This window comes from Amycolatopsis sp. WAC 04182 (genome assembly GCF_003947465.1).
GTDB lineage: Bacteria > Actinomycetota > Actinomycetes > Mycobacteriales > Pseudonocardiaceae > Amycolatopsis.
In genome coordinates this window covers 59,981-81,591 of the sequence record NZ_QHJJ01000004.1, presented here as the reverse complement: position 1 = coordinate 81,591, position 21,611 = coordinate 59,981, and the positions used below count along the sequence as shown (strand labels likewise).

The 21,611-nt window shown below is 69.8% G+C and carries 22 protein-coding genes; 17 read left to right on the top strand and 5 right to left on the bottom strand.

The features are described from left to right. Nucleotides 1–250: 250 nt before the first annotated feature. Nucleotides 251–1,300 (top strand): NAD-dependent epimerase/dehydratase family protein, encoded by a 1,050-nt coding sequence (locus DMH01_RS20510; protein ID WP_125678910.1) that lies wholly within the window; start codon nucleotides 251–253, stop codon nucleotides 1,298–1,300. After that, nucleotides 1,297–2,400, top strand: coding sequence for a lysophospholipid acyltransferase family protein (locus DMH01_RS20505; RefSeq protein WP_125678909.1), 1,104 nt, complete (start codon nucleotides 1,297–1,299; stop codon nucleotides 2,398–2,400). Before DMH01_RS20510 ends, DMH01_RS20505 begins: the two co-directional genes overlap by 4 nt. A 276-nt stretch (nucleotides 2,401–2,676) precedes the next feature. On the opposite strand, the gene DMH01_RS20500 is transcribed toward DMH01_RS20505, so the two are convergent. The 3 genes from DMH01_RS20500 to DMH01_RS20490 all read right to left on the bottom strand — a co-directional run bounded on the left by DMH01_RS20500 (nucleotide 2,677) and on the right by DMH01_RS20490 (nucleotide 5,568). Beyond that, a complete protein-coding gene (locus DMH01_RS20500; protein ID WP_016330921.1) occupies nucleotides 2,677–3,579 on the bottom strand; it encodes an HAD family phosphatase in 903 nt (300 codons plus the stop codon). Nucleotides 3,580–3,674: 95 nt separating this feature from the next. Further along, nucleotides 3,675–4,760, bottom strand: a complete 1,086-nt coding sequence (locus DMH01_RS20495; RefSeq protein ID WP_125678908.1) for a DUF5667 domain-containing protein — start codon at nucleotides 4,758–4,760, stop codon at nucleotides 3,675–3,677. Between the two features lie 109 nt (nucleotides 4,761–4,869). After that, nucleotides 4,870–5,568, bottom strand: a complete 699-nt coding sequence (locus DMH01_RS20490; RefSeq protein WP_125678907.1) for a sigma-70 family RNA polymerase sigma factor — start codon at nucleotides 5,566–5,568, stop codon at nucleotides 4,870–4,872. 292 nt (nucleotides 5,569–5,860) lie between these two features. On the opposite strand from DMH01_RS20490, the gene DMH01_RS20485 reads away from it, so the two are divergent. The 8 genes from DMH01_RS20485 (at nucleotide 5,861) to DMH01_RS20450 (ending at nucleotide 14,514) form a co-directional block, all read left to right on the top strand. Continuing rightward, nucleotides 5,861–7,345: an AMP-binding protein gene (locus DMH01_RS20485; RefSeq protein ID WP_125678906.1), complete on the top strand. Its 1,485-nt coding sequence runs from the start codon at nucleotides 5,861–5,863 to the stop codon at nucleotides 7,343–7,345. A gap of 10 nt (nucleotides 7,346–7,355) precedes the next feature. Beyond that, complete coding sequence (locus DMH01_RS20480; protein ID WP_125678905.1) at nucleotides 7,356–7,592, top strand: glutaredoxin family protein; 237 nt, start codon at nucleotides 7,356–7,358, stop codon at nucleotides 7,590–7,592. Between the two features lie 57 nt (nucleotides 7,593–7,649). Beyond that, complete coding sequence (locus DMH01_RS20475; protein WP_125678904.1) at nucleotides 7,650–9,182, top strand: molybdopterin-dependent oxidoreductase; 1,533 nt, start codon at nucleotides 7,650–7,652, stop codon at nucleotides 9,180–9,182. Between the two features lie 176 nt (nucleotides 9,183–9,358). Further along, nucleotides 9,359–10,186, top strand: coding sequence for a redox-sensing transcriptional repressor Rex (locus DMH01_RS20470; RefSeq protein ID WP_370323496.1), 828 nt, complete (start codon nucleotides 9,359–9,361; stop codon nucleotides 10,184–10,186). A 1-nt stretch (nucleotide 10,187) separates the two neighbouring features. Beyond that, on the top strand, nucleotides 10,188–11,501 hold the full coding sequence (locus tag DMH01_RS20465; protein WP_125678903.1) for a glutamyl-tRNA reductase: 1,314 nt from the start codon (nucleotides 10,188–10,190) through the stop codon (nucleotides 11,499–11,501). Next, nucleotides 11,498–12,445 carry a hydroxymethylbilane synthase gene (gene hemC, locus DMH01_RS20460; protein WP_199745571.1) on the top strand — a complete coding sequence of 316 codons (948 nt, stop codon included), beginning with the start codon at nucleotides 11,498–11,500 and terminating at the stop codon, nucleotides 12,443–12,445. Before DMH01_RS20465 ends, hemC begins: the two co-directional genes overlap by 4 nt. Nucleotides 12,446–12,505: 60 nt before the next feature. Continuing rightward, the gene (locus DMH01_RS20455) at nucleotides 12,506–14,038 is read left to right on the top strand and encodes a bifunctional uroporphyrinogen-III C-methyltransferase/uroporphyrinogen-III synthase (protein ID WP_125678902.1); all 1,533 of its coding nucleotides are present in this window, start codon (nucleotides 12,506–12,508) and stop codon (nucleotides 14,036–14,038) included. Nucleotides 14,039–14,166: 128 nt separating this feature from the next. Continuing rightward, nucleotides 14,167–14,514 (top strand): hypothetical protein, encoded by a 348-nt coding sequence (locus DMH01_RS20450; protein ID WP_233621621.1) that lies wholly within the window; start codon nucleotides 14,167–14,169, stop codon nucleotides 14,512–14,514. Between the two features lie 164 nt (nucleotides 14,515–14,678). Here DMH01_RS20450 and DMH01_RS20445 read toward each other — a convergent pair whose 3' ends face one another. Further along, nucleotides 14,679–15,950: an Nramp family divalent metal transporter gene (locus tag DMH01_RS20445; protein ID WP_370323495.1), complete on the bottom strand. Its 1,272-nt coding sequence runs from the start codon at nucleotides 15,948–15,950 to the stop codon at nucleotides 14,679–14,681. A gap of 136 nt (nucleotides 15,951–16,086) precedes the next feature. On the opposite strand from DMH01_RS20445, the gene hemB reads away from it, so the two are divergent. From hemB to DMH01_RS20425, 4 genes are read left to right on the top strand one after another with little or no spacing between them, the layout of a single operon-like run. After that, complete coding sequence (gene hemB / locus DMH01_RS20440; RefSeq protein WP_125678900.1) at nucleotides 16,087–17,058, top strand: porphobilinogen synthase; 972 nt, start codon at nucleotides 16,087–16,089, stop codon at nucleotides 17,056–17,058. 10 nt (nucleotides 17,059–17,068) lie between these two features. Then, nucleotides 17,069–17,620 carry a hypothetical protein gene (locus DMH01_RS20435; RefSeq protein WP_125678899.1) on the top strand — a complete coding sequence of 184 codons (552 nt, stop codon included), beginning with the start codon at nucleotides 17,069–17,071 and terminating at the stop codon, nucleotides 17,618–17,620. Further along, entirely contained in the window at nucleotides 17,617–18,069 is a 453-nt protein-coding gene (locus tag DMH01_RS20430; protein WP_125678898.1) for a hypothetical protein, read from the top strand. Before DMH01_RS20435 ends, DMH01_RS20430 begins: the two co-directional genes overlap by 4 nt. Beyond that, complete coding sequence (locus DMH01_RS20425; RefSeq protein ID WP_125678897.1) at nucleotides 18,047–18,433, top strand: hypothetical protein; 387 nt, start codon at nucleotides 18,047–18,049, stop codon at nucleotides 18,431–18,433. Before DMH01_RS20430 ends, DMH01_RS20425 begins: the two co-directional genes overlap by 23 nt. Here the strand turns inward: DMH01_RS20425 and DMH01_RS20420 are convergent. After that, a complete protein-coding gene (locus DMH01_RS20420) occupies nucleotides 18,426–18,917 on the bottom strand; it encodes a TspO/MBR family protein (RefSeq protein WP_125678896.1) in 492 nt (163 codons plus the stop codon). The genes DMH01_RS20425 and DMH01_RS20420 overlap by 8 nt on opposite strands. A gap of 121 nt (nucleotides 18,918–19,038) precedes the next feature. Between DMH01_RS20420 and hemL the strand changes: the two genes are divergently transcribed. From hemL to DMH01_RS20405, 3 genes are read left to right on the top strand one after another with little or no spacing between them, the layout of a single operon-like run. Beyond that, nucleotides 19,039–20,343: a glutamate-1-semialdehyde 2,1-aminomutase gene (hemL, locus tag DMH01_RS20415; RefSeq protein ID WP_125678895.1), complete on the top strand. Its 1,305-nt coding sequence runs from the start codon at nucleotides 19,039–19,041 to the stop codon at nucleotides 20,341–20,343. Then, the gene (locus DMH01_RS20410; RefSeq protein WP_125678894.1) at nucleotides 20,340–20,972 is read left to right on the top strand and encodes a histidine phosphatase family protein; all 633 of its coding nucleotides are present in this window, start codon (nucleotides 20,340–20,342) and stop codon (nucleotides 20,970–20,972) included. The genes hemL and DMH01_RS20410 overlap by 4 nt, the downstream gene beginning before the upstream one ends. Beyond that, nucleotides 20,969–21,550, top strand: a complete 582-nt coding sequence (locus DMH01_RS20405; protein ID WP_125678893.1) for a TlpA disulfide reductase family protein — start codon at nucleotides 20,969–20,971, stop codon at nucleotides 21,548–21,550. The genes DMH01_RS20410 and DMH01_RS20405 overlap by 4 nt, the downstream gene beginning before the upstream one ends. Nucleotides 21,551–21,611 lie beyond the last annotated feature (61 nt).

Below are 21,611 nucleotides of genomic sequence, written 5' to 3'. Positions count from 1 at the left end.
CGGGCCATTCCCATTTGGTGGGCCGTTTCCGCCCATTCGAGTGAGACGTGCATCCCCTCTGCGAGCGGCTGGTTAATAGCATGTAAGCGCTGACTCGACTACCCCTAATGAGCGGTAACATCTCAAGGGCAGCCGCGCGATGCTTCCCATGAGTGCAGGTACGCGCACACACGGTCGACGGACCAGCGCTCAAGGTCATCAGGACCCCGTGATCGAAGTCCGAGAACCGCCCAAGTCCGCAGGGAGTCCTATGCCGTCGAACATCGTGCTCGTGACCGGGGTCGGGGGAGACCTTGGCGGGAAGCTGCTCGCCAGACTCGGCAACAATCCGGAGTTCGAGCGGGTGATCGGCGTCGACACCACGCCTCCGCGGAAGTCGGTCCTGCAACGCATGGGGCACGCCGAATACGTCCGCGCCGACATCCGGAACCCGCTGATCGCCAAGGTGATCAGCACGGCCAAGGTCGACACCGTGGTGCACGCGTCGTGCACCGCGCATCCGGCGGGCCCCGCTCGCCGGACGGCGATCAAAGAGGTCAACGTCATCGGCACGATGCGGCTCCTGGCGGCCTGCCAGCGCTCGCCGCTCGTGCGCAAGCTCGTGGTGAAGTCGACGGCCGCCGTCTACGGCGCCGGCGCCCGCTCGCAGGCCGTCTTCACCGAGGATTCCGAACTCATCCCCACCTCGACCAGCGGTTACGCGAAGGACGCCGTCGAGATGGAGGGCTACGTCCGCGGCCTCATGCGCCGCCGTCCCGACATCACGACGACGCTGTTCCGGTTCGCCAACATCATCAGCCCCGAGATCGACACCGTGCTCTCGCGCTACTTCGCGCTGCCGTTCGTCCCGACCGTTTTCGGCTATGACGCGCGGATCCAGCTGCTGCACGCCTCGGACGCGCTTTCGGTGTTCGAGCAGGCGACCCTGAACGACAAGCCGGGCGTGTTCAACGTCGGCTCGGAAGGGGTACTCACGCTTTCTCAGGCGATCCGGCGAGCCGGCCGGGTCGAGCTGCCGATGCCCAGCGGCGTCGTGCCGTCGGTGGGCAAGGTGCTGCGCGGAGCCCGCGTGGTCGACTTCTCCGCCGACCAGGTGCGGCTGCTGAACTTCGGCCGCGTCGTGGACATCACGAAGCTCAAAAAGGACTTCGGCTACACCCCGCGCTGGACGACGCGGGAAGCGTTCGACGACTACATCTCCGGCCGCGGGCTCCGGCCCGTGGTGGACGGCGGCAAGCTGGCCGGGTTCGCGAGCAAGGTGCTGGTGGCCGCGGCGACCGGACAGGCGGCACACCGGTGAGCAGGCCGCACGAGGACAACTCCGAAAACTCTCACGAAGGCGAGGCGGAAAACGTGAGCGGCGCTGAAGCGCAGGTCATCCCGTTGCACGGCCCCGGCAGAGAGAAGCCGGACCCGGCCGTCCAAGCGGATCGGGATCTTCGCGAGTCGGAAGAGGCGCAAGAACATCTGGAGCAGGAGCGCCGGGCGGACGCGCCCGTCGTCGAATTCCCCGGGGCGGCGCGCGTCGCGCCCGCCAGGACCCGTCCGGCCGACGCGGATCTCCTCCCGGCCTCACTCAGGACGGCGCTGGGGTTCCTGCGTGACCGGTTGACCGGTGACTACACCGTCGACGAGTTCGGCTTCGACGCCGAGCTCACCGAGACCCTGCTGTTGCCGCCGCTGCGCGCGCTGTACGAGAAGTGGTTCCGCGTCGACACCTTCGGCGTCGAGAACCTGCCCGCCGACGGCGGCGCGCTGCTGGTGTCGAACCACTCCGGCACGTTGCCGCTCGACGCGCTGATGACCGCCGTCGCCGTGCACGACCACGTCCCCGGCGGCAGGCATCTGCGCGGCCTCGGCGCGGATCTGGTGTTCCAGGTGCCGCTGGTCGGCTCCTTCGCCCGCAAGTCCGGGCAGACACTCGCCTGCAGCGCCGACGCGGAACGCTTGCTGCGCAAGGGAGAACTCGTCGGCGTCTGGCCGGAGGGGTTCAAGGGGATCGGGAAACCGTTCTCGTCGCGGTACAAACTGCAGCGGTTCGGCCGCGGTGGTTTCGTCTCGGCCGCGCTGCGGACCGGCGTGCCGATCATCCCCGTGTCGGTCATCGGCGCGGAGGAGATCTACCCGAAGATCGGCGACATCAAGCTTCTCGCGCGTGTGCTCGGCCTGCCGTACTTCCCGGTGACGCCGTTCTTCCCGCTGCTCGGCCCGCTCGGCGCGCTCCCGCTGCCGACGAAGTGGAGCATCGAGTTCGGCGAGCCCATCCGCACGGACACCTACGACGCGGACGCCGTCGACGACCCGATGCTGGTCTTCACGCTGACCGACCAGGTGCGGGAGTCGATCCAGCAGTCGCTGTACAAACGCCTTTCGCAGCGGAAGAGCGTCTTCAAGGGCTAGAACACGTCACTCGCGTGATCAGCGCGCCGGTACGCCATCGCTACTGCGCCCTGAATGCCCGATTGATGCCCATATGCACGGCTTCCGGCGAGGTCGTGAGCGGCAAAGGCGGTTAGAACCGTCCTTGCCACTCATGACCCCGCCGGAAAACTGCGCGAACCCCCCAATTCGGGCACCTTGGGCTGAGCTGGTGTCCTTTATGGACAGTCAAGGGGCCGGTCGCTCGTGGGGAGCGCTCCCTGCATCAGGCTGGAAAACGTAACTCGCGTGCTTGGGTCAGCGCTTCCGGTAGGCCATGCCCGCCGCGACGGCACCGGCCACGGCACCGACGCCGAGCACCGAAGGCACGCCGATCTTCGCGGCCTTGCGCCCGGTGCGGAAGTCGCGGATCTCCCAACCGCGTGCCCGCGCGACGTCGCGAAGGCCGCCGTCCGGGTTCACCGCGACCGCGGTCCCGACGACGGACAGCATCGGGACGTCGTTCTGCGAGTCCGAATACGCCGTGCAGCGCTTGAGGTTCAGCCCTTCGCGTGACGCGAGCGCCCGGACGGCGTGGGCTTTCGCGCGGCCGTGCAGCAGGTCGCCGACGAGACGGCCGGTGTAGACGCCGTCCTTGGTCTCCGCGACGGTGCCCAGCGCGCCGGTGAGGCCGAGACGCCGCGAGATGATGGCCGCGAGCTCGATCGGGGTCGCGGTGACGAGCCAGACGCGCTGGCCCGCGTCGAGGTGCATCTGCGCGAGCGCCCGGGTACCGGACCAGATCTTGTCCGCCATCAGCTCGTCGTAGATCTCTTCGCTGATGTCGGTCAGTTCCTGCACGGTGCGGCCGGCCACAAAGGACAGTGCGCGCTCGCGGTGGGTCTTGATGTCCTCTTTGTTCTCCCGGCCGCCGAGCCGGAATTTCACCTGCTGCCAGACGAATCCGGCGAGATCGGCGGAGGTGAAGAACTTGCGCGCGGCCAGGCCGCGGGCGAAGTAGAAGATCGACGCGCCCATCATCATGGTGTTGTCGACGTCGAAGAACGCGGCCGCCGTCAGGTCCGGCGGTGCGGGCGGTGCGGGCGGTTCGAGTGCTTCGGCGGACGCGGTCGCCATGGCGGCCTCGGCCGACGCCTCGCCCGCGAGCTCAGCCAGCCGTTCGAGCTCTTGACTCTTGTCCCTGCCCCGCCAAACTGACACGCACACCGCCTCCGGAATCCCAGGTGCCTGTGCACAGCGTAGCGAGCGGCCGACCACGCTGTCCCGGGTGTGGTGCCTCCCTCATCTACGGTGAGTCAGCCGATGGTTATCGGCGGTAACCCCGGGATGAGCGGCGGAATCGAAATCAGCGGCGGCTTCGGCGTGGTGGTGGGCGTCGGCAGCGGGGGCAGGTTCGTGGGGCCGGGGACGGGCACCACGGGCGGCGGCGTTCCTCCGGTCGGCGGCGCGATCGGCCCGGTCGGGGCCGCGGTGTCCACGGCGGACGACGGCGGCGCCGAGGTCGGCGCCGGTGACCCGGTCGGCGCCGACGACGGCGGGGGAGTCGTCACCGGCGGCAGGACCGCGTGGGGGGAACCGGGGTCGCGGACGCAGTCGCCGTCGGCCGGGACCGCGCCGAGTTCGTCGGAAGAGCCCGTGGTGATCGTGTAGCAGACCAGGCGCGAGCCGAGATCCGTCGTGCGCTCCTGGACCTTGTCGAGCAGGACCCGGGCCGCGGCGAATTTGTCGCGGGCTTCGACGGGGGCGTGGCCGACCTGGAGACCGAGCCGGTCGGACTGCTGCCGCGCCCAGGTGCGGAGGTCGGCGAGCCGGGTCTGGCCACCCTGATCGGTGACGAGCGCGGTCAGCCGCGACACACCGGCGCGCAGATCCGTCTCGAAATCGGTGAGGCCGGTGAAGTAGGCGTCGGTGGCCGCGCCCTGCCGCGTCAGTTCGTCGAGTTCGCCGACGCGGTTCGCGGCGAACTCCAGATGCTTCTTCGCCTTGTCCTGCTCGTCGAAGGTGAGCCCGAGCGCGGTCGATTCACCCGCTCGTTTGATGCCGTACAGCGGATCGCCCGGCAACGCGTCCTTGGACAGCAGCAGGGTGAAGCCGCCCAGCGCCAGCACGAGCGCGACGCCGGCCGCGGCGAGGTTGGCGACGACGTGACCGCGACGCTTGGGCGTGGCTTCGGCCTCGGCGAGCCGCCCGGCGATCTCGTCACGGATCCGCTGCCGTGTCTCCGCGTCGGGAGCGCCGCCGGCGCCCAGCTCGCGCAAACCGCCGACCAGGGCGAGCTCGTGGGCGAACCCGTCGTCCTCCGGGGACGCGGTGCCGTCGACAAGGTCGGCGAAGCGGTCACCGTCCGCCCGCTCCCGCGCGAACCATCCCGGCACGCCCACGGCGAAGTCTCCATCTGCTCAGCCCGGTCCTGACACCGGTCTGGCTGAGAAAACGAGCGGGGACGCCCAAGGGTTACGGCAAGGCCCGGTGAGGGACAAATATGGAACCTTAACGCAGTCCTGTGGGCAGAAGTTGTGCCAAACGGCGTACCGCGCGGTGCTGAAGGGCCTTGATGGCGCCCTCGTTGCGCTTCATGATCGCCGCGGTCTCGGCGACCGAGAGCCCCTGCATGAACCGCAGCACGATGCACTCGCGCTGATCCTCGCCGAGTTCGGCGACGCAGCGCAGCAGTTCGGCTCGGGTGGCGCGGCTGATGGCCTGTTGTTCGGGCCCCGCGACCGCCTGCACGCCGACGTTCCCGATCGGCGCCCCGTTGGGCTCGGCCACCTCGTCGGTGACCACCTCGAGGCGGAACCGGCTCGACTTCACGTGGTCGAGGATGATGTTGCGCGCGATGGTGACGAACCAGGCGCCGACGTCACGCCCCTGGTAGCTCACCGACGTGATGCGGCGCAGCGCGCGGAGGAACGTCTCGCTGGTGACGTCCTCGGCGAGGTCCCGGTCGCCGAGGCGGAACAGGACGTAGCGGTAGACGACGTCGACGTAGCGGTCGTAGAGCCGCCCGAACGCGGAGGTGTCTCCGCCCTGCGCGGCGCTGACCAGATCCCAGGCCTCGGCCTTGGCGGCTTCGGCCGCGGCGTCACTCTCTTCGACCTTCGGCCGGGCCGGCGCCGCCGCGGGGAAACCACTCCGGCGGAGGATATGGCCCGCCACCATGGAGACGGGGTTCGTCGCGGGAAGAGTCACGGTCCACCTCCCGTTCCGGACAGGGAGTACCGGCCCGCATGTCCCACCGCCGCGTGGGCCTGCAAGATCTGCACGTCCGGACTCCCTTTCTCACCATCGAGTGATCAACACCACTCGACGACGCCCAGCAGCATACGTGTAGTTACCGCGAAGTAGGTAGCGGTGCCGGGGTTACGGAACTGCGACGAAAGCGAGTGACACCCATGACGGTGGCCGAGATGACAAACTGGCAACGCCGTTCACCGAGGGAAGAGGTTCGCAGTTGAGCGCGGAGCAGGTTGCCGAAGGAAGCGTGCCCACTTTGCTCGCCGAGGCCGCCCGTCAGTGGCCCGGCAAAGCGGCTGTCCAGGAGACCGGCGGCGGAGTCGCGCTGACCTGGGCGGAGCTCGACAACGCGGCCAACGCGCTGGCCCGCGCCCTGCTCGACGCGGGAATCGAGCGCGGCGACCGGGTGGCGCTGCGGCTGCCGACGTCGGCCGCGTTCGCCGTCTCGCTGTTCGGGGCGCTCCGTGCGGGCGCGGTGGTCGTCCCGATCTCGCCGCAGGGGCTGGTGGCGGAGCTGAACGGGTTGCTGGAGCACAGCGGCGCACGGCTCGTCCTCGAACGTGAAGTCACCGAGGAGCTCCCCGATGGAGTGACAAGCCTCTCACCGCCTGTTACCTCGGATGGAGCAGCCGAACCGGTCGACGCGTCCGGCGCCGGTGAGGACATAGCGGTCATCTCGTACACCTCCGGCACGACCGGTCCGCCGCGCGGCGTGATGCTGTCGCACCGGGCGCTGCTGGCGAACCTCGACCAGCTGAGCCGGATCGTGCCCACGCCGCTCGTGCACGGCGACCGCGTGCTCATCACCATCCCGTTGTTCCACGTCTACGGTCTCGGCCCCGGCCTGCTGCAGACCACGGCGGTCGGCGCGACGGCGATCCTGTCCGAACGGTTCCTCGCCGAGCGCACGCTGGCCGACTGCGCCGAATACCGGGTGACGTCGATCGCCGGCGTGCCCGCGATGTACGCCGAATTCGCCGCGATGGACCCCGAGGAACTCGGGCGGGGCCTGTCCACCGTCCGGCGGATGACCTCGGGCGCGGCGCCGCTGCACCCCAAGATCCTCACCGCGCTCCGCGGCGCGACCGGGCTCGACGTCTACGAGGGCTACGGCCTCACCGAATGCGCGCCCGTGGTCACCACGACGCTGGTCACCGGCTACCCGAAGCCGGGTTCCGTCGGGCGGCCGCTGCCCGGCGTCGAGCTCCGGCTGGTCGACAGCGACGGCGACGCGGAGCCCGTCCCGCTGGACCCGGACGACCTCGGCGACGCCTTCGACGAGGACGGCGGCACCGGCCTGGTGTCGATCCGCGGCGCGAACCTGTTCTCCGGGTACTGGCCTGACGGCTCGCACGGTCCCGACGAGGACGGCTGGTTCCGCACCGGCGACGTCGGCTACCTCGACACCGACGGCGACCTGCACCTGGTGGACCGCGCCAACGACCTGATCATCGTCAACGGTTTCAACGTCTTCCCGCACGAGGTCGAGAACGTGATCTCGATGCTGGACGAGGTCGTCGAGGCGGGCGTTGTCGGCGTCGTCGACGAGCGGACCGGCGAAGCGGTGAAGGCCGTCGTCGTTCCCGCGCCCGGCGCTTCGCTTTCGGAGCAGCAGGTCGTCGAGCACTGCGCGGAGCACCTGGCCGGGTACAAGGTGCCGCACACCGTCGAGTTCGCCGAATCGTTGCCGCATTCGGCCACCGGGAAACTGCGCAGGATGCGCCTCAGGTGAAGATGGAGCCATGGCCCACCACGTGACCGTCATGACCCGCACGGGTTGCCACCTGTGCGAGGTCGCGGAACAGGACATCAAGCGGATCTGCGGCGAACTGGGCGTCGCCTGGTCGGCGCAGGACGTCGACAGCGACCCCGAATGGCGGGCCGAATACGGCGACCGCGTGCCGGTGATCCTCGTCGACGACGCCGAGCACGGTTACTGGCGCGTCGAAGAGGACCGGCTCCGGAAGGCCCTGGCGTAACAGTCTCGTAAGGGCGATCGGCCGACCTCCGGGCGTTTCCGTGGCGAAGATGGAGTCGTGGACGAACGCAGGCTCACCTCTTCACAAGCCGCACTGACCGGGCTCCTGTCACTGGTGGCCGCGCTCGGCGTGGGGCACCTCGTCGCGGGCTTCGTCGGGTACACGGCCTCGCCGTTCGTCGCCGTCGCGAACTTCGTCATCGACCACAGTCCGCACGCGGTGGTCGCCTGGGCCGAGCAGACGCTGGAGACCTGGGACAAGTTCGTCCTCAAAATCGGTCTCGCCGTGGTGCTGGTGCTGTTCGCGTTGCTGGCCGGGCAGCTCTCGCGCCGTACCCCGCTGCCTGGCCAGGTGATCGTCGGCGTCCTTGGCGCGGCGGGTGTCGCGGCCGTCTTCGTGCGCACCGACCTCGGGCAGATCGCGCTGCTGGCGCCGGTGATCGCCACCGTCGTCGCGCTCGTCGTGTTCACGCGGCTGCACTCGTTCTTCCGCCCGAAGGTGTTCTTCGACGACCGTGAAGGCGAGGGCCCGGACCGGCGGAAGGTGCTGATCACCGGGGCCTCCGTCGCGGCCGGGGCCGGGGTCGCCGCGCTGACCGGCCAGATCGTCGGGACCAGGAAGAACGCCGAAGAGTCGCGTGCCGCCGTCGGCAGGCTCGTCGCGGCGAAGACCGCGCCGCCGATCCCGCCGGACGCGGACTTCGCGAAGCTCGGCACCCCGCCTTACATCACTCCTTCGAAGGATTTCTATCGGATCGACACGGCGCTGGTGGTCCCGCAGGTCCGCACCGAGGACTGGAGCCTGCAGATCCGCGGGATGGTCGACCGCGAAGTCACCTATAGGTATGAAGATCTGCGCTCGCGGCCGTTGATCGAACGCGACGTCACCCTGTGCTGCGTCTCCAACGAGGTCGGCGGCCCGTACATCTCCAACGCCCGCTGGATCGGCATCGACCTGCGCGACCTGCTGATCGAAGCGGGCGTGAAACCCGGCGCCGAGCAGATGTTCGCGACCAGTGTCGACGGCTGGACCTGCGGCACCCCGGTCGAAGCCGCCCTGGACCCGCGGCGCGGTGCGATGCTCGCCCTCGGCATGGACGGCGAACCGCTCCCGATCGAGCACGGCTTCCCCGCGCGGATCGTGATCCCCGGGCTCTACGGTTACGTGTCCGCCACGAAATGGGTGACCGAGCTGGAGATCACCACGTGGGCGGAGCGCCAGGCGTACTGGCTCGGCCGCGGTTGGGCCAGGGAAGCGCCGGTGAAGACGCAGTCGCGGATCGACGCGCCCGGCTCGGCGGTGAACGCGGGCAAGATCGTGGTGTCCGGCACCGCGTGGGCGCAGCACACCGGCGTCGCGAAGGTGGAGGTCCGGGTCGATCAGGGGCCGTGGCAGGAAGCCGTCCTGTCCGCCGAGACGTCGAAGGACACCTGGCGGATGTGGTGGACCGAGGTGCGGGTCGGCACTGGTCAGCACGAGATCGCCGTCCGGGCGACCGACCAGTCGGGCTACACGCAGACGCCGGAGCGCGCCGGAACCGTGCCCGACGGCGCCACCGGCTGGCACACGGTGTCGGTCAACGCGCGCTAGAGAGACTGACCACAGCACCTACCAGTGACTTTGTGCCTGCGTTCACAAGTGGCTACCGTAGATACGTCGCCTCCGAAAGCGCCCGGCATCGAACCGGACTCAGCGCCGCGGGTCAAGAGCCGATTTCCAGGTTCGGGCGACTCATGTCGTCAGCAGGACCAGAGGAGCGGACAAGCGTGGTGTCGCAACGAGGCCGGCGCACCCGGGTGACACCGGACGCCGACAACGCGCCCACCGCGGAGATGCCCGCCGTCGAGGCCGCCGCCGAACCGGAAGCGGTCCGCGCGAAGTCGATCCCCGAAGCCGCCGTCGCCCGCCTCGCCGTCTACCTCCGTGTCCTCTCCGGGCTGGCCGAGCAGGGCGCGACGACGATCTCCAGCGAGGAGCTTTCGCAGGCCGCGGGCGTCAACTCCGCGAAACTGCGCAAGGACCTGTCCTACCTCGGCTCCTACGGCACCCGCGGCGTCGGCTACGACGTCCAGGTCCTGGTCAGCCAGATCGAGCGGATCCTCGGCCTGACCCGCAAGCACAAGGTCGCCGTGGTCGGCATCGGTAATCTCGGGCACGCGCTGGCCAACTACGGCGGCTTCCCGGGACGCGGGTTCCCGGTCGAGGCGCTGTTCGATCTCGACCCCGACCTGGTCGGCGTCCCGGTCGGCGGCCTCCCGGTCTCGCATCTCGACGAGATCCCCAAAGTCTGCGCCGAACGGCAGATCTCCATCGGCGTCATCGCCACTCCGCCCACCGCCGCGCAGTCGGTCTGCGACCGTCTCGTCGCAGGTGGCGTGCAGTGCATCCTGAATTTCGCCCCGGTGGTGCTGCAGGTGCCGGCACATATCGAGGTGCGCAAGGTCGATCTCGCGGTCGAGCTGCAGATCCTGTCGTTCCACGTCGCTCGCCGCGCCGATCTGGCCGCTAACGGCAACGGCGGAGCAGACGGTGGCCCCGGGGGCGCCGACAATGGCAGCGTGAACGGCCACGGCAACGGAATGGTGGTGCGCTGAAATGAGCGTGTTGGCGGTCGGGCTCTCGCACCGCAGTGCCGAGCTGAGCACCCTGGAGCGCGTCGCGGTCCCCGCGACCGACGTGACCAAGGTGCTCCACGAACTGCAGCAGGCCGAGCACGTCAGCGAGGCGATCCTCGTCTCGACCTGCAACCGCATCGAGGTCTACGCCGTCGTCGAGACCTTCCACGGCGGCCTGAACGATGTCTCCGACGTGCTCGCCCGCCAGGCCGGGATGCAGCCCGCGGACCTGTACGACTCGCTGTACGTGCACTACGCGGGCGCCGCGATCGAGCACCTGTTCTCGGTCACCTCCGGGCTGGACTCGATGGTCGTCGGCGAGACGCAGATCCTCGGCCAGATCCGGTCCTCGTACGCCACCGCGCGTGAGGCGGGCACCGTCGGCCGCACGCTGCACGAGCTGATCCAGACCACGCTGCGCGTCGGCAAGCGCGTCCACACCGAGACCGGCCTGGACCAGCTGGGCGCGTCGGTGGTGTCCGAGGCGCTCGCCGCCGCGGGCGACATCGCGGGCAAGCACGCGCTGATCGTCGGCGCCGGTTCGATGGGCGCGCTGACCGCGTCCCAGCTGCGCAAATCCGGGATCGGCGAGATCACCATCGCCAACCGCACCGAGGCCAGGGCCGCCCGCCTCGCCGCCGCGAGCGTCGAGCAGGGAGTGCCGGCCAAGGCCGTCCAGATGAGCGGCATCGCGGACGCGGTCGCCGAAGCGGACGTCGTCGTCTGCTGCACCGGGGCGCAGGCCGCCGTCTTCACCGCCGCGCACGTCCCGGCCCGCGTCGGACGCCCGCTCGTCGTCTGCGACCTCGGCCTCCCGCGTGACGTCGACCACGACGTCGCCGAGCTGGCCGACGTCACCGTGGTCGATCTCGAGACCATCCAGCGCCGCATGCGGGAAGCGGGCACCCCGACCACCGAACGGCAGACCGCGAAGGCCACCGGCATCGTGCTCGACGAGGTGCGCGAGTACCTCGCCGGCCAGCGCAGCGCCGAGGTCACCCCGACGGTGACGGCGCTGCGGCGCCGCGCGGCCGAGGTGGTCGACGCCGAACTGCTGCGGCTGGACAACCGCCTGCCGGACCTCGAACCCGGGGTCCGCGAGGAGGTCGGCCGCACGGTCCGCCGCGTGGTCGACAAGCTGCTCCACGCGCCGACGGTGCGCGTCAAGCAGCTGGCCGCCGAGACGGCCGACACCGATTACGCCAACGCGCTGCGCGAGCTGTTCTGCCTCGACCCGCAGGCGCCCGCCGCGGTGGCGAGTCCCACCGCTACGAAAGACAGTGATCATCAGTGAGCAGAGTCATCCGCATCGGGACACGCGGCAGCAAACTCGCCCTCGCGCAGACCGGCACCATCGCCGACGCCCTGCGCGCCACCGGGGCCGAGGTCGAGCTCGTCACCGTGACGACCCCGGGCGACAAATCGTCCGCGCCGATCCCGACGATCGGGGTCGGCGTCTTCACTTCCGCGCTGCGCGAAGCCTTGCTGCGCGAGGAAGTCGACGTCATCGTGCACTCGTACAAGGACCTGCCGACGAAGCCGGAGCCGGGCATCACGCTCGCCGCCGTGCCGCGCCGCGAGGACCCGCGCGACGCGCTGATCGCCCGTGACGGGTTGACGCTGGGCGAGCTTCCGCCCGGCTCGACCGTCGGCACCGGCTCCCCGCGGCGGACCGCGCAGCTGCGCGCGCTCGGTCTCGGTTTGGAAATCGTGCCGATCCGAGGCAATATCGACACCCGCATGCGCAAGGTGACCGACGGAGAGCTGGACGCCGTCATCCTGGCGCGTGCCGGACTGGCCAGGATCGGCCGGGCGGAGGAGATCACCGAGACCCTCGACCCGATCCAGATGCTGCCCGCGCCCGCACAGGGTGCGCTGGCGGTGGAGTGCCGGACCGGTGACGTGGACATCGAGCACCTGCTCGGGTCCACAGTGGACGATGAAGGCACCCGTGCCGTGGCGACCGCCGAACGGGCGTTGCTCGCGGCGCTGGAAGCCGGGTGCAGCGCACCGGTCGGAGCGCTGGCGGAGATCGTCGAAGACCTGGACGCCGAAGGGCGGGTCGTCGAGCGGATCTCGCTGAGGGGCACCGCCGCCGTCGAAGAGGACGGGGACGCGGTCGACATGGTGCGCGCTTCCGCGCTCGCCGACAAGCATGAAGCCGAACAACTCGGCCGGACACTGGCCGCCGAGCTGCTCGACCTGGGGGCCGGCGCGCTGTCCGGCCCCGCCCAGTGAGTCAGAACGTTGAAGGTAGGGCCGCGCTCGACTGCGGCCGCTCAAGAGGAGAACGCACAGATGACCCCCGCGCGTAAGACCACCGGGCGTGTCGCCTTCGTGGGCTCGGGCCCCGGTGACGCCGGTCTGCTGACCGTCCGCGCTCAGGAGCTGCTCGCCAAGGCCGAGGTCGTGGTGACCGACCCGGACGTCCCGGCAGGCGTCCTGGCCCTCGCCGCCGAAGGTGCCGAAGTGCGCCCCGCCGTCGGCGAGGCCACCGAGGTCGCCAAGGACCTGGTGAACGAGGCCAAGGCCGGACGGCTGGTGCTCCGGCTGATCGCCGGTGACCCGCTGACCCAGCCCGCCGTCGTCGCCGAGGTGCAGGCCGTTTCCCGGACCAGCGCCGTGTTCGACATCATCCCGGGTGTTTCGCCCGGCGCGGCCGTCCCGGCGTACGCCGGTGTCGCGCTCGGTGGCACGCACACCGAGGTCGACGTCCGCGGCGACGTCGATTGGGCCGCGCTGGCCGCGACCCCCGGCCCGATCGTGCTGCACGCGACGTCGGCGCACCTGGCCGAGGCCGCGTCCGCGCTGACCGAGCACGGGCTGGCCCCGACCACCCCGGTCGCGGTGACGTCCAACGGCACCATCAACACCCAGCGCACCCTGGACACCACGCTGGCCACCGTCGCGAACGAGGCCGGCGAGCTCGTCGGCCCGCTCATCGTGACCATCGGCCAGGCCGTCGGCCAGCGCTCGAAGCTGTCGTGGTGGGAGTCGCGCGCGCTGTACGGCTGGAAGGTCCTGGTGCCGCGCACCAAGGAGCAGGCCGGTGAGATGGCGGAGCGGCTTCGCGGCCACGGCGCCACCTCGCACGAGGTCCCGACCATCTCGGTCGAGCCGCCGCGCAGCCCCGCCCAGATGGAGCGTTCGGTCAAGGGGCTCGTCGACGGCCGCTACCAGTGGATCGTCTTCACCTCGACCAACGCCGTCCGCGCGGTGTGGGAGAAGTTCGAGGAGTTCGGGCTCGACGCCCGCGCCTTCTCCGGCGTGAAGATCGCCTGCGTCGGCGAATCGACCGCCGCGAAGGTCCGCTCCTTCGGCATCATCCCCGAGCTGATCCCGGAGGGCGAGCAGTCCTCGGAGGGCCTCCTCGCCGAGTTCCCGCCGTACGACGACGTCCTCGACCCGGTCGACCGCGTGCTGCTGCCGCGGGCGGACATCGCCACCGAGACCCTTTCGGCAGGCCTGCGCGAACGCGGCTGGGAGATCGACGACGTGACCGCGTACCGCACCGTCCGGGCCGCGCCGCCGCCCGCCGAGACCCGCGAGATGATCAAGACCGGCGGTTTCGACGCGGTCTGCTTCACCTCGTCCTCGACCGTGCGGAACCTCGTCGGCATCGCCGGCAAGCCGCACACCCGCACGCTGGTCGCGTGCATCGGCCCGAAGACCGCGGAGACTGCCGTGGAGTTCGGGCTGCGGGTCGACGTCCAGCCCGAGAAGGCCGACGTCCCGCACCTGGTCGACGCGCTCGCCGAGCACGCCGCCCGGCTCCGTGCCGAAGGCGCGCTCCCGCCGCCTCGCAAGGCGAAGCGGGCCCGCCGCTCCTGATCCGCTGAAAAGCCCCCTTCCCACGGTTCGCGCGGGAAGGGGGCTTTTTCGTTCCTCAGTGAAACTTCGCCGTATGCGTAGCGGCCGGTCGTAGCCTCGGTGATTCCGACAGTCACTGGGGAGTGCTCATGAAATCTCTCGTTCTCGCCGTCGCCGCCATGGGTGCGGTGGCCCTCGGTTTTCCGGGTACGGCGGCCGCCGCCACCTCCTTCGAAGTGTGCAGTCCGCTCGGGTGTGCGGCGCAGAGCGTCCGGGGCACCGTCGATCGGGGAGAGGTGGTGGTCACGGTGACCGATCGTTCTCCGGTCTCGGCGCTCACCGCCCGGTTCGCCGTGTCGCCGCAGGGGGTGGTGACCCAGATCGTCGTCGACGACGGGGTGAAGCGTGCCCTGTTCAGGTTGCCGTCGGGCGCGACTCAACTGACCGTGGCGGCCTGCGGGGGCGGGGGCTGCACCAGCAAGACCATTCCGCTGTAGGTGGTCGTGAGTACATGAAGGCCCCCTTCCTTGCGCTAGGCGCAAGGAAGGGGGCCTTCATGTACTCGGCAAGGCACGGACCTGCGGCCAAGGCCACCGCATTCAGGAGGCGCTGGGGACCCCCTTGGCTCTAACCGTCCTTTCGCGACATGCTCCGGGCCCGCTCAGCTGAAGAACTTCACGACCTCCGTGTACGCCAGGTACGCGAACATCGCCAGGCAGACGCCCAGCAGCCCGTTCGACAGCCACCGCGAACGCCCTTCCCGCGGCACCCGCGAGGTGTTCAGCAGCACCAGCAAGGTCGCCGCCAGGAACGGCATGAACAACGCGCCCAGCACGCCGTAGATCACGGTGAGCTGGAAGGGCTGGTCCAGGAACAGCAACGCCATCGGCGGGAAGGTCAGCCACAGCACGTATCCCCGGTACGCGACACTGCGCTCACCGGCCTTCTTTTCATACGTCTCAACGCTTTCCGTGGCGTCCGCGGGCAGCCGCAGAATGCGCCACCAGTCCGCGAAGAGCAGGCTCACGCCGTGCCAGACGCCGATCACCGACGTGAACGAAACGGCGAAGAAGCCGATGAGGAACGGGATCCGCGCCCAGTGACCGTAATCCGCGGCGAGGGTGTCGCCGAGGAACAGCAGGCCCTTGTCGCCCGAGATGACCTTCTGGCCCATCAGCAGTTCCGCGCCGACGATCAGCATGGCGATCACGAAGATGCCGGTCATGATGTAGCCGACGGCGTTGTCGGTGCGCATCATCGGGAGCCACTTCGACGAACGCCAGCCCTTCGCGAGCGTCCAGTAGCCGTACGCCGCCATGGTGATCGTGCCGCCGACGCCGCCGACCAGGCCGAGGACGTAGACGAGCGAGCCGTCGGGCAGGGTCGGGACGGCGCCCTTGAACAGTGCGGCGAAGTTCGGCACGACGAGGATCGCGGTCCCGACCACGGTCACGAACATGACGCCGGTGAGCACCGTCATCAGCTTCTCGATGATCGCGTAGCGCCCGAACCACACCAGCGCGAAGCCGAGCAGGCCGCAGATCATCGCCCAGTACCGCACCGACAGCGCGGGGAAGAGCGCGTTCAGCGGCAGGCCCGACGCGGACATCGCGGTCGCGCCGTAGACGAAGCCCCAGATCACCGCGTAGATCCCGAAGTAGATCAGCGCCCAGATCCCGAGCGTCCGCCAGCCGGACAGGATCGTCCGGCCCGAGGTCAGATGCCAGCGGCCGACGGCTTCGGCCAGCGCGAGTTTGAAGATCGTGCCGACGAGCACCGCCCACAGCAGCGTGTACCCGAAGCGCGATCCGGCCACCATCGTCGCGACGAGGTCGCCCGCGCCGACCCCGGTCGCCGCGGCCATGATCCCTGGCCCGACCTGGCGCAGCCGTGCGCGCCAGCCGACGGGCGGTTCTTCCAGTTGGTCGGTCACCGTTGAACTCGACATGCAGGGGAAGGTAACCCACGTCACACCGCGGAGGAATCGGACAAAGGTGACTCTTTACCGTTCCTTAGGAAAGGTTCGGCCGTTCACCGCCCCTCAAGCGAGCGGGAGTACCGTCGTAGGGGTGTTCCCCGAACATCGTCCCCGCAGGCTCCGTACCACTCCGGCGATGCGCAGGCTGGTCGGTGAGACGACGCTGCGCCCGCGCCAGCTGATCCTCCCGATGTTCGTGGCCGAGGGCGCCGACGCGCCCCGCCCGATCTCCAGCATGCCCGGTGTTGTCCAGCACACCCGCGACACGCTGCGCAAAGCCGCCGTCGACGCGGTCAACGCCGGTGTCGGCGGCCTCATGCTGTTCGGCATCCCGAAGACGCGGGACGCCGAGGGCTCCGGCGCGGTCGACCCGGACGGAATCCTCAACGTCGCCCTGCGCGACCTCAAGTCCGAGCTCGGCGACGCGACGGTCCTGATGGCGGACACGTGTCTCGACGAGTTCACCGACCACGGTCACTGCGGCGTCCTCGACGCCGACGGCGGTGTCGACAACGACGCGACCCTGCGTGTGTACGCGGAAATGGGTCTGGCGCAGGCGGAAGCGGGCGCGCATCTGCTCGGCCCCAGCGGCATGATGGACGGCCAGGTCGGCGTCATCCGCGCCGCGCTCGACCGCGCCGGGCGCACGGACACCGGCATCCTCGCGTACTCGGCGAAGTTCGCCAGCGCGTTCTACGGCCCCTTCCGCGAGGCCGTCGATTCGCAGCTGAAGGGCGACCGGAAGACGTACCAGCAGGATCCGGGCAACGTGCGTGAGGCGCTGCGCGAGATCGAGCTGGACATCGCCGAGGGCGCCGACATGATCATGGTCAAGCCCGCGCTGTCCTATCTGGACGTCATCCGGGCCGCCGCCGAGACGTCGACGGTTCCGGTCGCGGCGTACAACATCTCGGGGGAGTACGCGATGGTCGAGGCCGCCGCGGCGAACGGCTGGCTCGACCGCGAACGCACGATCCTCGAGGTGCTGACCTCGGTCCGCCGCGCGGGCGCGGACATGATCCTGACCTACTGGGCCGCCGAAGCCGCTGCTTGGCTGGATTAAGCTGCCCAGCGTGAGCGACAGCAGAACCGACGAAACGGACGACGAGCGCCGCAAGCGGGGGATGTCACCGGATCCGATCCTCCCCGGCCAGAAGCCGCCGAAGATCACGGTGCCGAAACCCGTCGCCATCTCGTTCTGGCTGTGGATCCTCGCCGGTGTCGTCCTGGTGGCCGGGCAGATCGCCCTGCTGGTGCTGAAGGACGAACTGACCGAAGGCATCCTCAAACAGATCAGGGAGAACCCGGTCCCCGGCCAGCCCGCCGATCCGGCGCAGGTCGCTTCCGGCGTGAACACCCTGCTGTGGATGCTGTTCGGCGGCGCGCTCACCTTCGCGGTCCTGTTCGCGCTGTTCGCGTACAAGGCCCGTGAGGGAACGCGGTCGGCCAGGACGGTCCTCACCGTAGGCGCGGTCTTCCTGGTCCTGGTGGAACTGCTGATCCTGCGCGGCTCGCTCAACGTGTTCCTGCTGGTGTCCACCCTGCTGGTGGCGATCGCGCTGGTGCTCATGTACCTGCCCAGCGTCTCCGACCATTTCCCGAAGGTCGGGCGCACGCTGCCATGACCGCAGAGCCGTCCCTCTACGACGAACCCGGCGTCGGCTGGACGGCTTTGCTGTGGGCGCCGCTGTTCGCCCTCGCCGGGCTGCTCGCGGAACTGGCGACGGGCGGTCCGGTCCACTGGCTCGCCTGGATCCTGGTCGCGGTCGGGCTGGTGGCGATCACCGTGCCCTGGGTGTACGCGCGTCGCCGGTACCTCTCGCTCGAAGTCTCCGCGGACGGCTACCGGCAGGGCCGGGAAACGCTGGAGGCGGACCGGATCGCCGAGGTACTCGAAGACGAGGCCCCGGTCGGTTCGCGGGTCCTCGGCGGAGGCTGGACGATCCCCAAGAAGCACGGCGAAGTCGGGTTGAAACTCGAAGACGGCGTTTTCGTGCGCGCCTGGGCCAAGGATCCGGACGCCCTCCGCGAGGCTCTCGGGGATTTGGTGCGTGCTCGCACCACAGAGTCATGAGAAACTGCTCACCGTGATCGACCTTCCCCAGCCGACCGGCGCCGATCTCTGGCCACCGGAGGACTCCCGGCGTGACGCCCGGCTGCACAAACCCCTGCGCGCCGTGGTGGGGGCGGTCGAACTGATCCTCGCCGCGCTCGCGGTGTGGGGTTCCTTCGCGTGCTGGAAGGCCGGTGTCGTCCCGGTCGTGATCACCTACGGCGAAACGACGACGCTCGAATCGCAGCGTTACTTCGGTGGCCCGCTCGCCGGCGCCATCGGGCTGGGCGTGCTGGCCGCGATCCTGGTGGTGGACGCGATCCGCCAGTTCCTGCTCGCTGTGCGGGCCAAGGGCCGCAAACCCAAGGAACCGAAAGTCAGTTGAGCCACACGACCGCGGCGTTGACCGCGGTCGAGAACAGCAGCCACAGCAGATACGGCACGAGCAGCCAGGCCGCGAGTTTCGACCGGCGGCCGAACTCCGCCATCGTGATGGGCACGACGAAGTCCAGCACGATGACGTCGGCCAGCGCGAGGGCGTGCGCGCCGCCGGCGAAGAACAACGGCGTCCACAGCAGGGTCAGCAGCAGGCAGACGCCGTAGAGGGCGAAGCCGCGCGTTTCGCCGTCGGTGCGCCAGTAGCACCAGCCCGCGAAGGCGACCAGGAGCAGCAGGACCGACCACATCGGGCCGTAGAGCCAGCCCGGCGGCGCCCACGACGGGCGGGCCAGCGCGTTGTGCGTTTCGGAGCGGGTGGCGACCGCCAGCCCGGCCACGATCCCCACGATCGCCGACATGGCGACGAACCCGGCCAAGGCCTGCCAGCGCAGACGACGGTGGTGGGTCGGTGGTGACGGCACCGTGGACACGTGGATTCCTCCGCGAGGGTTTCGACGGGAGTGCTCCCACCCTAGTGGGCCTGGTCACGCCCTGCCCGGACCAGACACGACCTAGCGGCGGGTGTCATCCGTGATTTGCGAGACTGGGGACGTGACTACCGGAGTCGATCAGTCCAAGGCATGGTTCGAACGAGCGAAGGCCGTGGTCCCGGGCGGGGTGAACTCCCCGGTGCGGGCCTTCAACTCCGTCGGCGGCACCCCGCGGTTCATGGTCCGCGGCGAGGGTCCGTACCTCTGGGACGCCGACGGCAACCGCTACGTCGATCTGGTCTCCTCGTGGGGCCCGATGATCCTCGGGCACGCGCATCCGGACGTCGTCGCGGCCGCGCGCGAAGCCGCTGTCGACGGCCTGTCGTTCGGCACCCCGACGCGCGGTGAGGTCGAACTCGCGGAAGAGATCATCCGCCGCGTCGAGCCGGTGGAGCAGGTGCGCCTGGTCAACTCCGGCACCGAGGCGACGATGAGCGCGATCCGGCTGGCCAGGGGATTCACCGGCCGGGCGAAGATCATCAAGTTCGCGGGCTGCTACCACGGTCACGTCGACGCGTTGCTCGCCGAAGCGGGCTCCGGCGTCGCGACCCTCGGTCTCCCGACGTCGCCCGGTGTCACCGGCGCGCAGGCGGCCGACACGATCGTCTTGCCCTACAACGACCTCGAGGCCGTTCGGAAGTCCTTTGTGGACAATCCGGACTCGATCGCCGCGATCATCACCGAAGCCGCCGCCGGCAACATGGGCGCCGTCGCCCCGGTCGAGGGCTTCAACGCCGGTCTCAAGGAGATCGCGCGCGAGCACGGCGCGCTGCTGATCATGGACGAGGTGATGACCGGGTTCCGCGTCTCGAAGGCGGGCTGGTTCGGCCTCGAAGGCGTCGCCGGTGACCTGTACACCTTCGGCAAGGTGATGTCGGGCGGGCTGCCCGCCGCGGCCTTCGGCGGCCGCGCCGACGTGATGGCGAAGCTGGCCCCGGGCGGGCCGGTGTACCAGGCGGGGACGCTGTCGGGGAACCCCGTCGCCGTCGCCGCCGGGCTCGCGACGCTGCGCGCGGCCGACGACGCCGTGTACGCGGCCCTCGACGCCAACGCGAAGCGGCTCGGCGACCTGTTCGGCCGGTCGCTCACCGAGGCGGGTGTCACGCACACCGTGCAGTACGCGGGCAACCTGGTCAGCGTGTTCTTCAGCGAGAACCCGGTGACGAACTACCCGGGCGCGCAGGCCGCGGAGACCTGGCGGTTCCCGGCGTTCTTCCACGCGCTGCTGGACAACGGCGTGTACGCGCCGCCGAGCGCGTACGAGGCCTGGTTCGTCAACGCGGCCATGGGCGACGCGGAGTTCGAGATCATCGAGTCCGCGTTGCGCGTCGCCGCCCGCGCCGCCGCCGAGGCGGTCCAGGCGTGAGCGAGACGACGATCGTGCACCTGCTCCGCCACGGCGAGGTGCACAACCCGGACAAGATCCTGTACGGCCGCCTGCCCGGCTTCAAGCTCTCCGACCGCGGACAGCGCCAGGCGCTGACGGTCGCCGAAGCCGTCGCGACGCACGACATCACCTACGTCGTCGCTTCGCCGCTTCAGCGCGCGCAGGAGACCGCGGCGCCGATCGCCGCCGCGCACCGGCTCGACGTCGACACCGACGATCGGCTGATCGAGGCGGACAACCAGTTCGAGGGCGAGCGGGTCGCCGTCGGCGATGGCGCCCTTCGCCAGCCGAAGCACTGGCCGAAGCTGGTCAACCCGTTCCGGCCGTCCTGGGGCGAGCCGTACGTCGAGATCGCACACCGCATGCTCGGCGCGATCCACCGCGCGCGGCGGGCGGCCGAGGGGCACGAGGCGCTGTGCGTCTCGCACCAGTTGCCGATCTGGACCGTGCGGCGCTTCCTGGAGGCGAAGCGGCTCTGGCACGACCCGCGCAACCGGCAGTGCTCGCTCGCGTCGCTGACCAGCCTGATCTTCGAGGGCGAAGAACTCGTGCGGATCGTCTACAGCGAGCCCGCCGGCACGACCGACCCGAAGGTGACCGGCGCATGAAGCGACTCGTGGCGGCCGTCGTCGGGCTGGCGCTCGTCGTCACCGGCTGCACCACCGGCAAGGACGCCGTCGTCACCGGCGGTTCGTTCAACTTCGTGTCGCCGGGCGGGAAGGTCGACATCACCTACGACGTCGCGGACCGCCAGCCGTCGCCGACGCTCTCCGGCGACGACCTGATGAACGAGGGCAAGCAGCTCTCGATCGCGGACTTCCCCGGCAAGGTCATCGTGCTGAACCTGTGGGGCCAGTGGTGCGGGCCGTGCCGCGTCGAGGCGCCGGAGATGCAGAAGGTCTACGACCAGACCAAGGCGTCCGGTGTCCAGGTGGTCGGCATCGACCTGCGGGACAACGACCGGGCGCCGGCGCAGGACTTCATGCGGGACCGGAAGCTGACGTACCCGTCGATCTACGACCCGTCGGGGCGGACGCTGCTGCAGCTCTCGGGCTACCCGCGCAACATCATCCCGTCGACGATCGTGCTGGACAAACAGCACCGCGTCGCCGCGGTGTTCCTGCGGGACCTGCTGGCGTCGGACCTGCTGCCCGTCGTCGAACGCCTGGCCGCCGAACCCGCCTGACCCACGCCCGGATCGCGTTTAGCCCGCTAAACGCGATCCGCCCACCGGGACCAAGGTCCTG

Excerpts from the sequence above, each read along its gene's own strand:
- DMH01_RS20510 (WP_125678910.1), top strand. The coding sequence starts at position 251 with ATGCCGTCGAACATCGTGCTCGTGACCGGGGTCGGGGGAGACCTTGGC.
- DMH01_RS20480 (WP_125678905.1), top strand. The coding sequence starts at position 7,356 with ATGGCCCACCACGTGACCGTCATGACCCGCACGGGTTGCCACCTGTGC.
- DMH01_RS20465 (WP_125678903.1), top strand. The coding sequence starts at position 10,188 with ATGAGCGTGTTGGCGGTCGGGCTCTCGCACCGCAGTGCCGAGCTGAGC.
- DMH01_RS20455 (WP_125678902.1), top strand. The coding sequence starts at position 12,506 with ATGACCCCCGCGCGTAAGACCACCGGGCGTGTCGCCTTCGTGGGCTCG.
- DMH01_RS20450 (WP_233621621.1), top strand. The coding sequence starts at position 14,167 with ATGAAATCTCTCGTTCTCGCCGTCGCCGCCATGGGTGCGGTGGCCCTC.
- DMH01_RS20430 (WP_125678898.1), top strand. The coding sequence starts at position 17,617 with ATGACCGCAGAGCCGTCCCTCTACGACGAACCCGGCGTCGGCTGGACG.
- DMH01_RS20405 (WP_125678893.1), top strand. The coding sequence starts at position 20,969 with ATGAAGCGACTCGTGGCGGCCGTCGTCGGGCTGGCGCTCGTCGTCACC.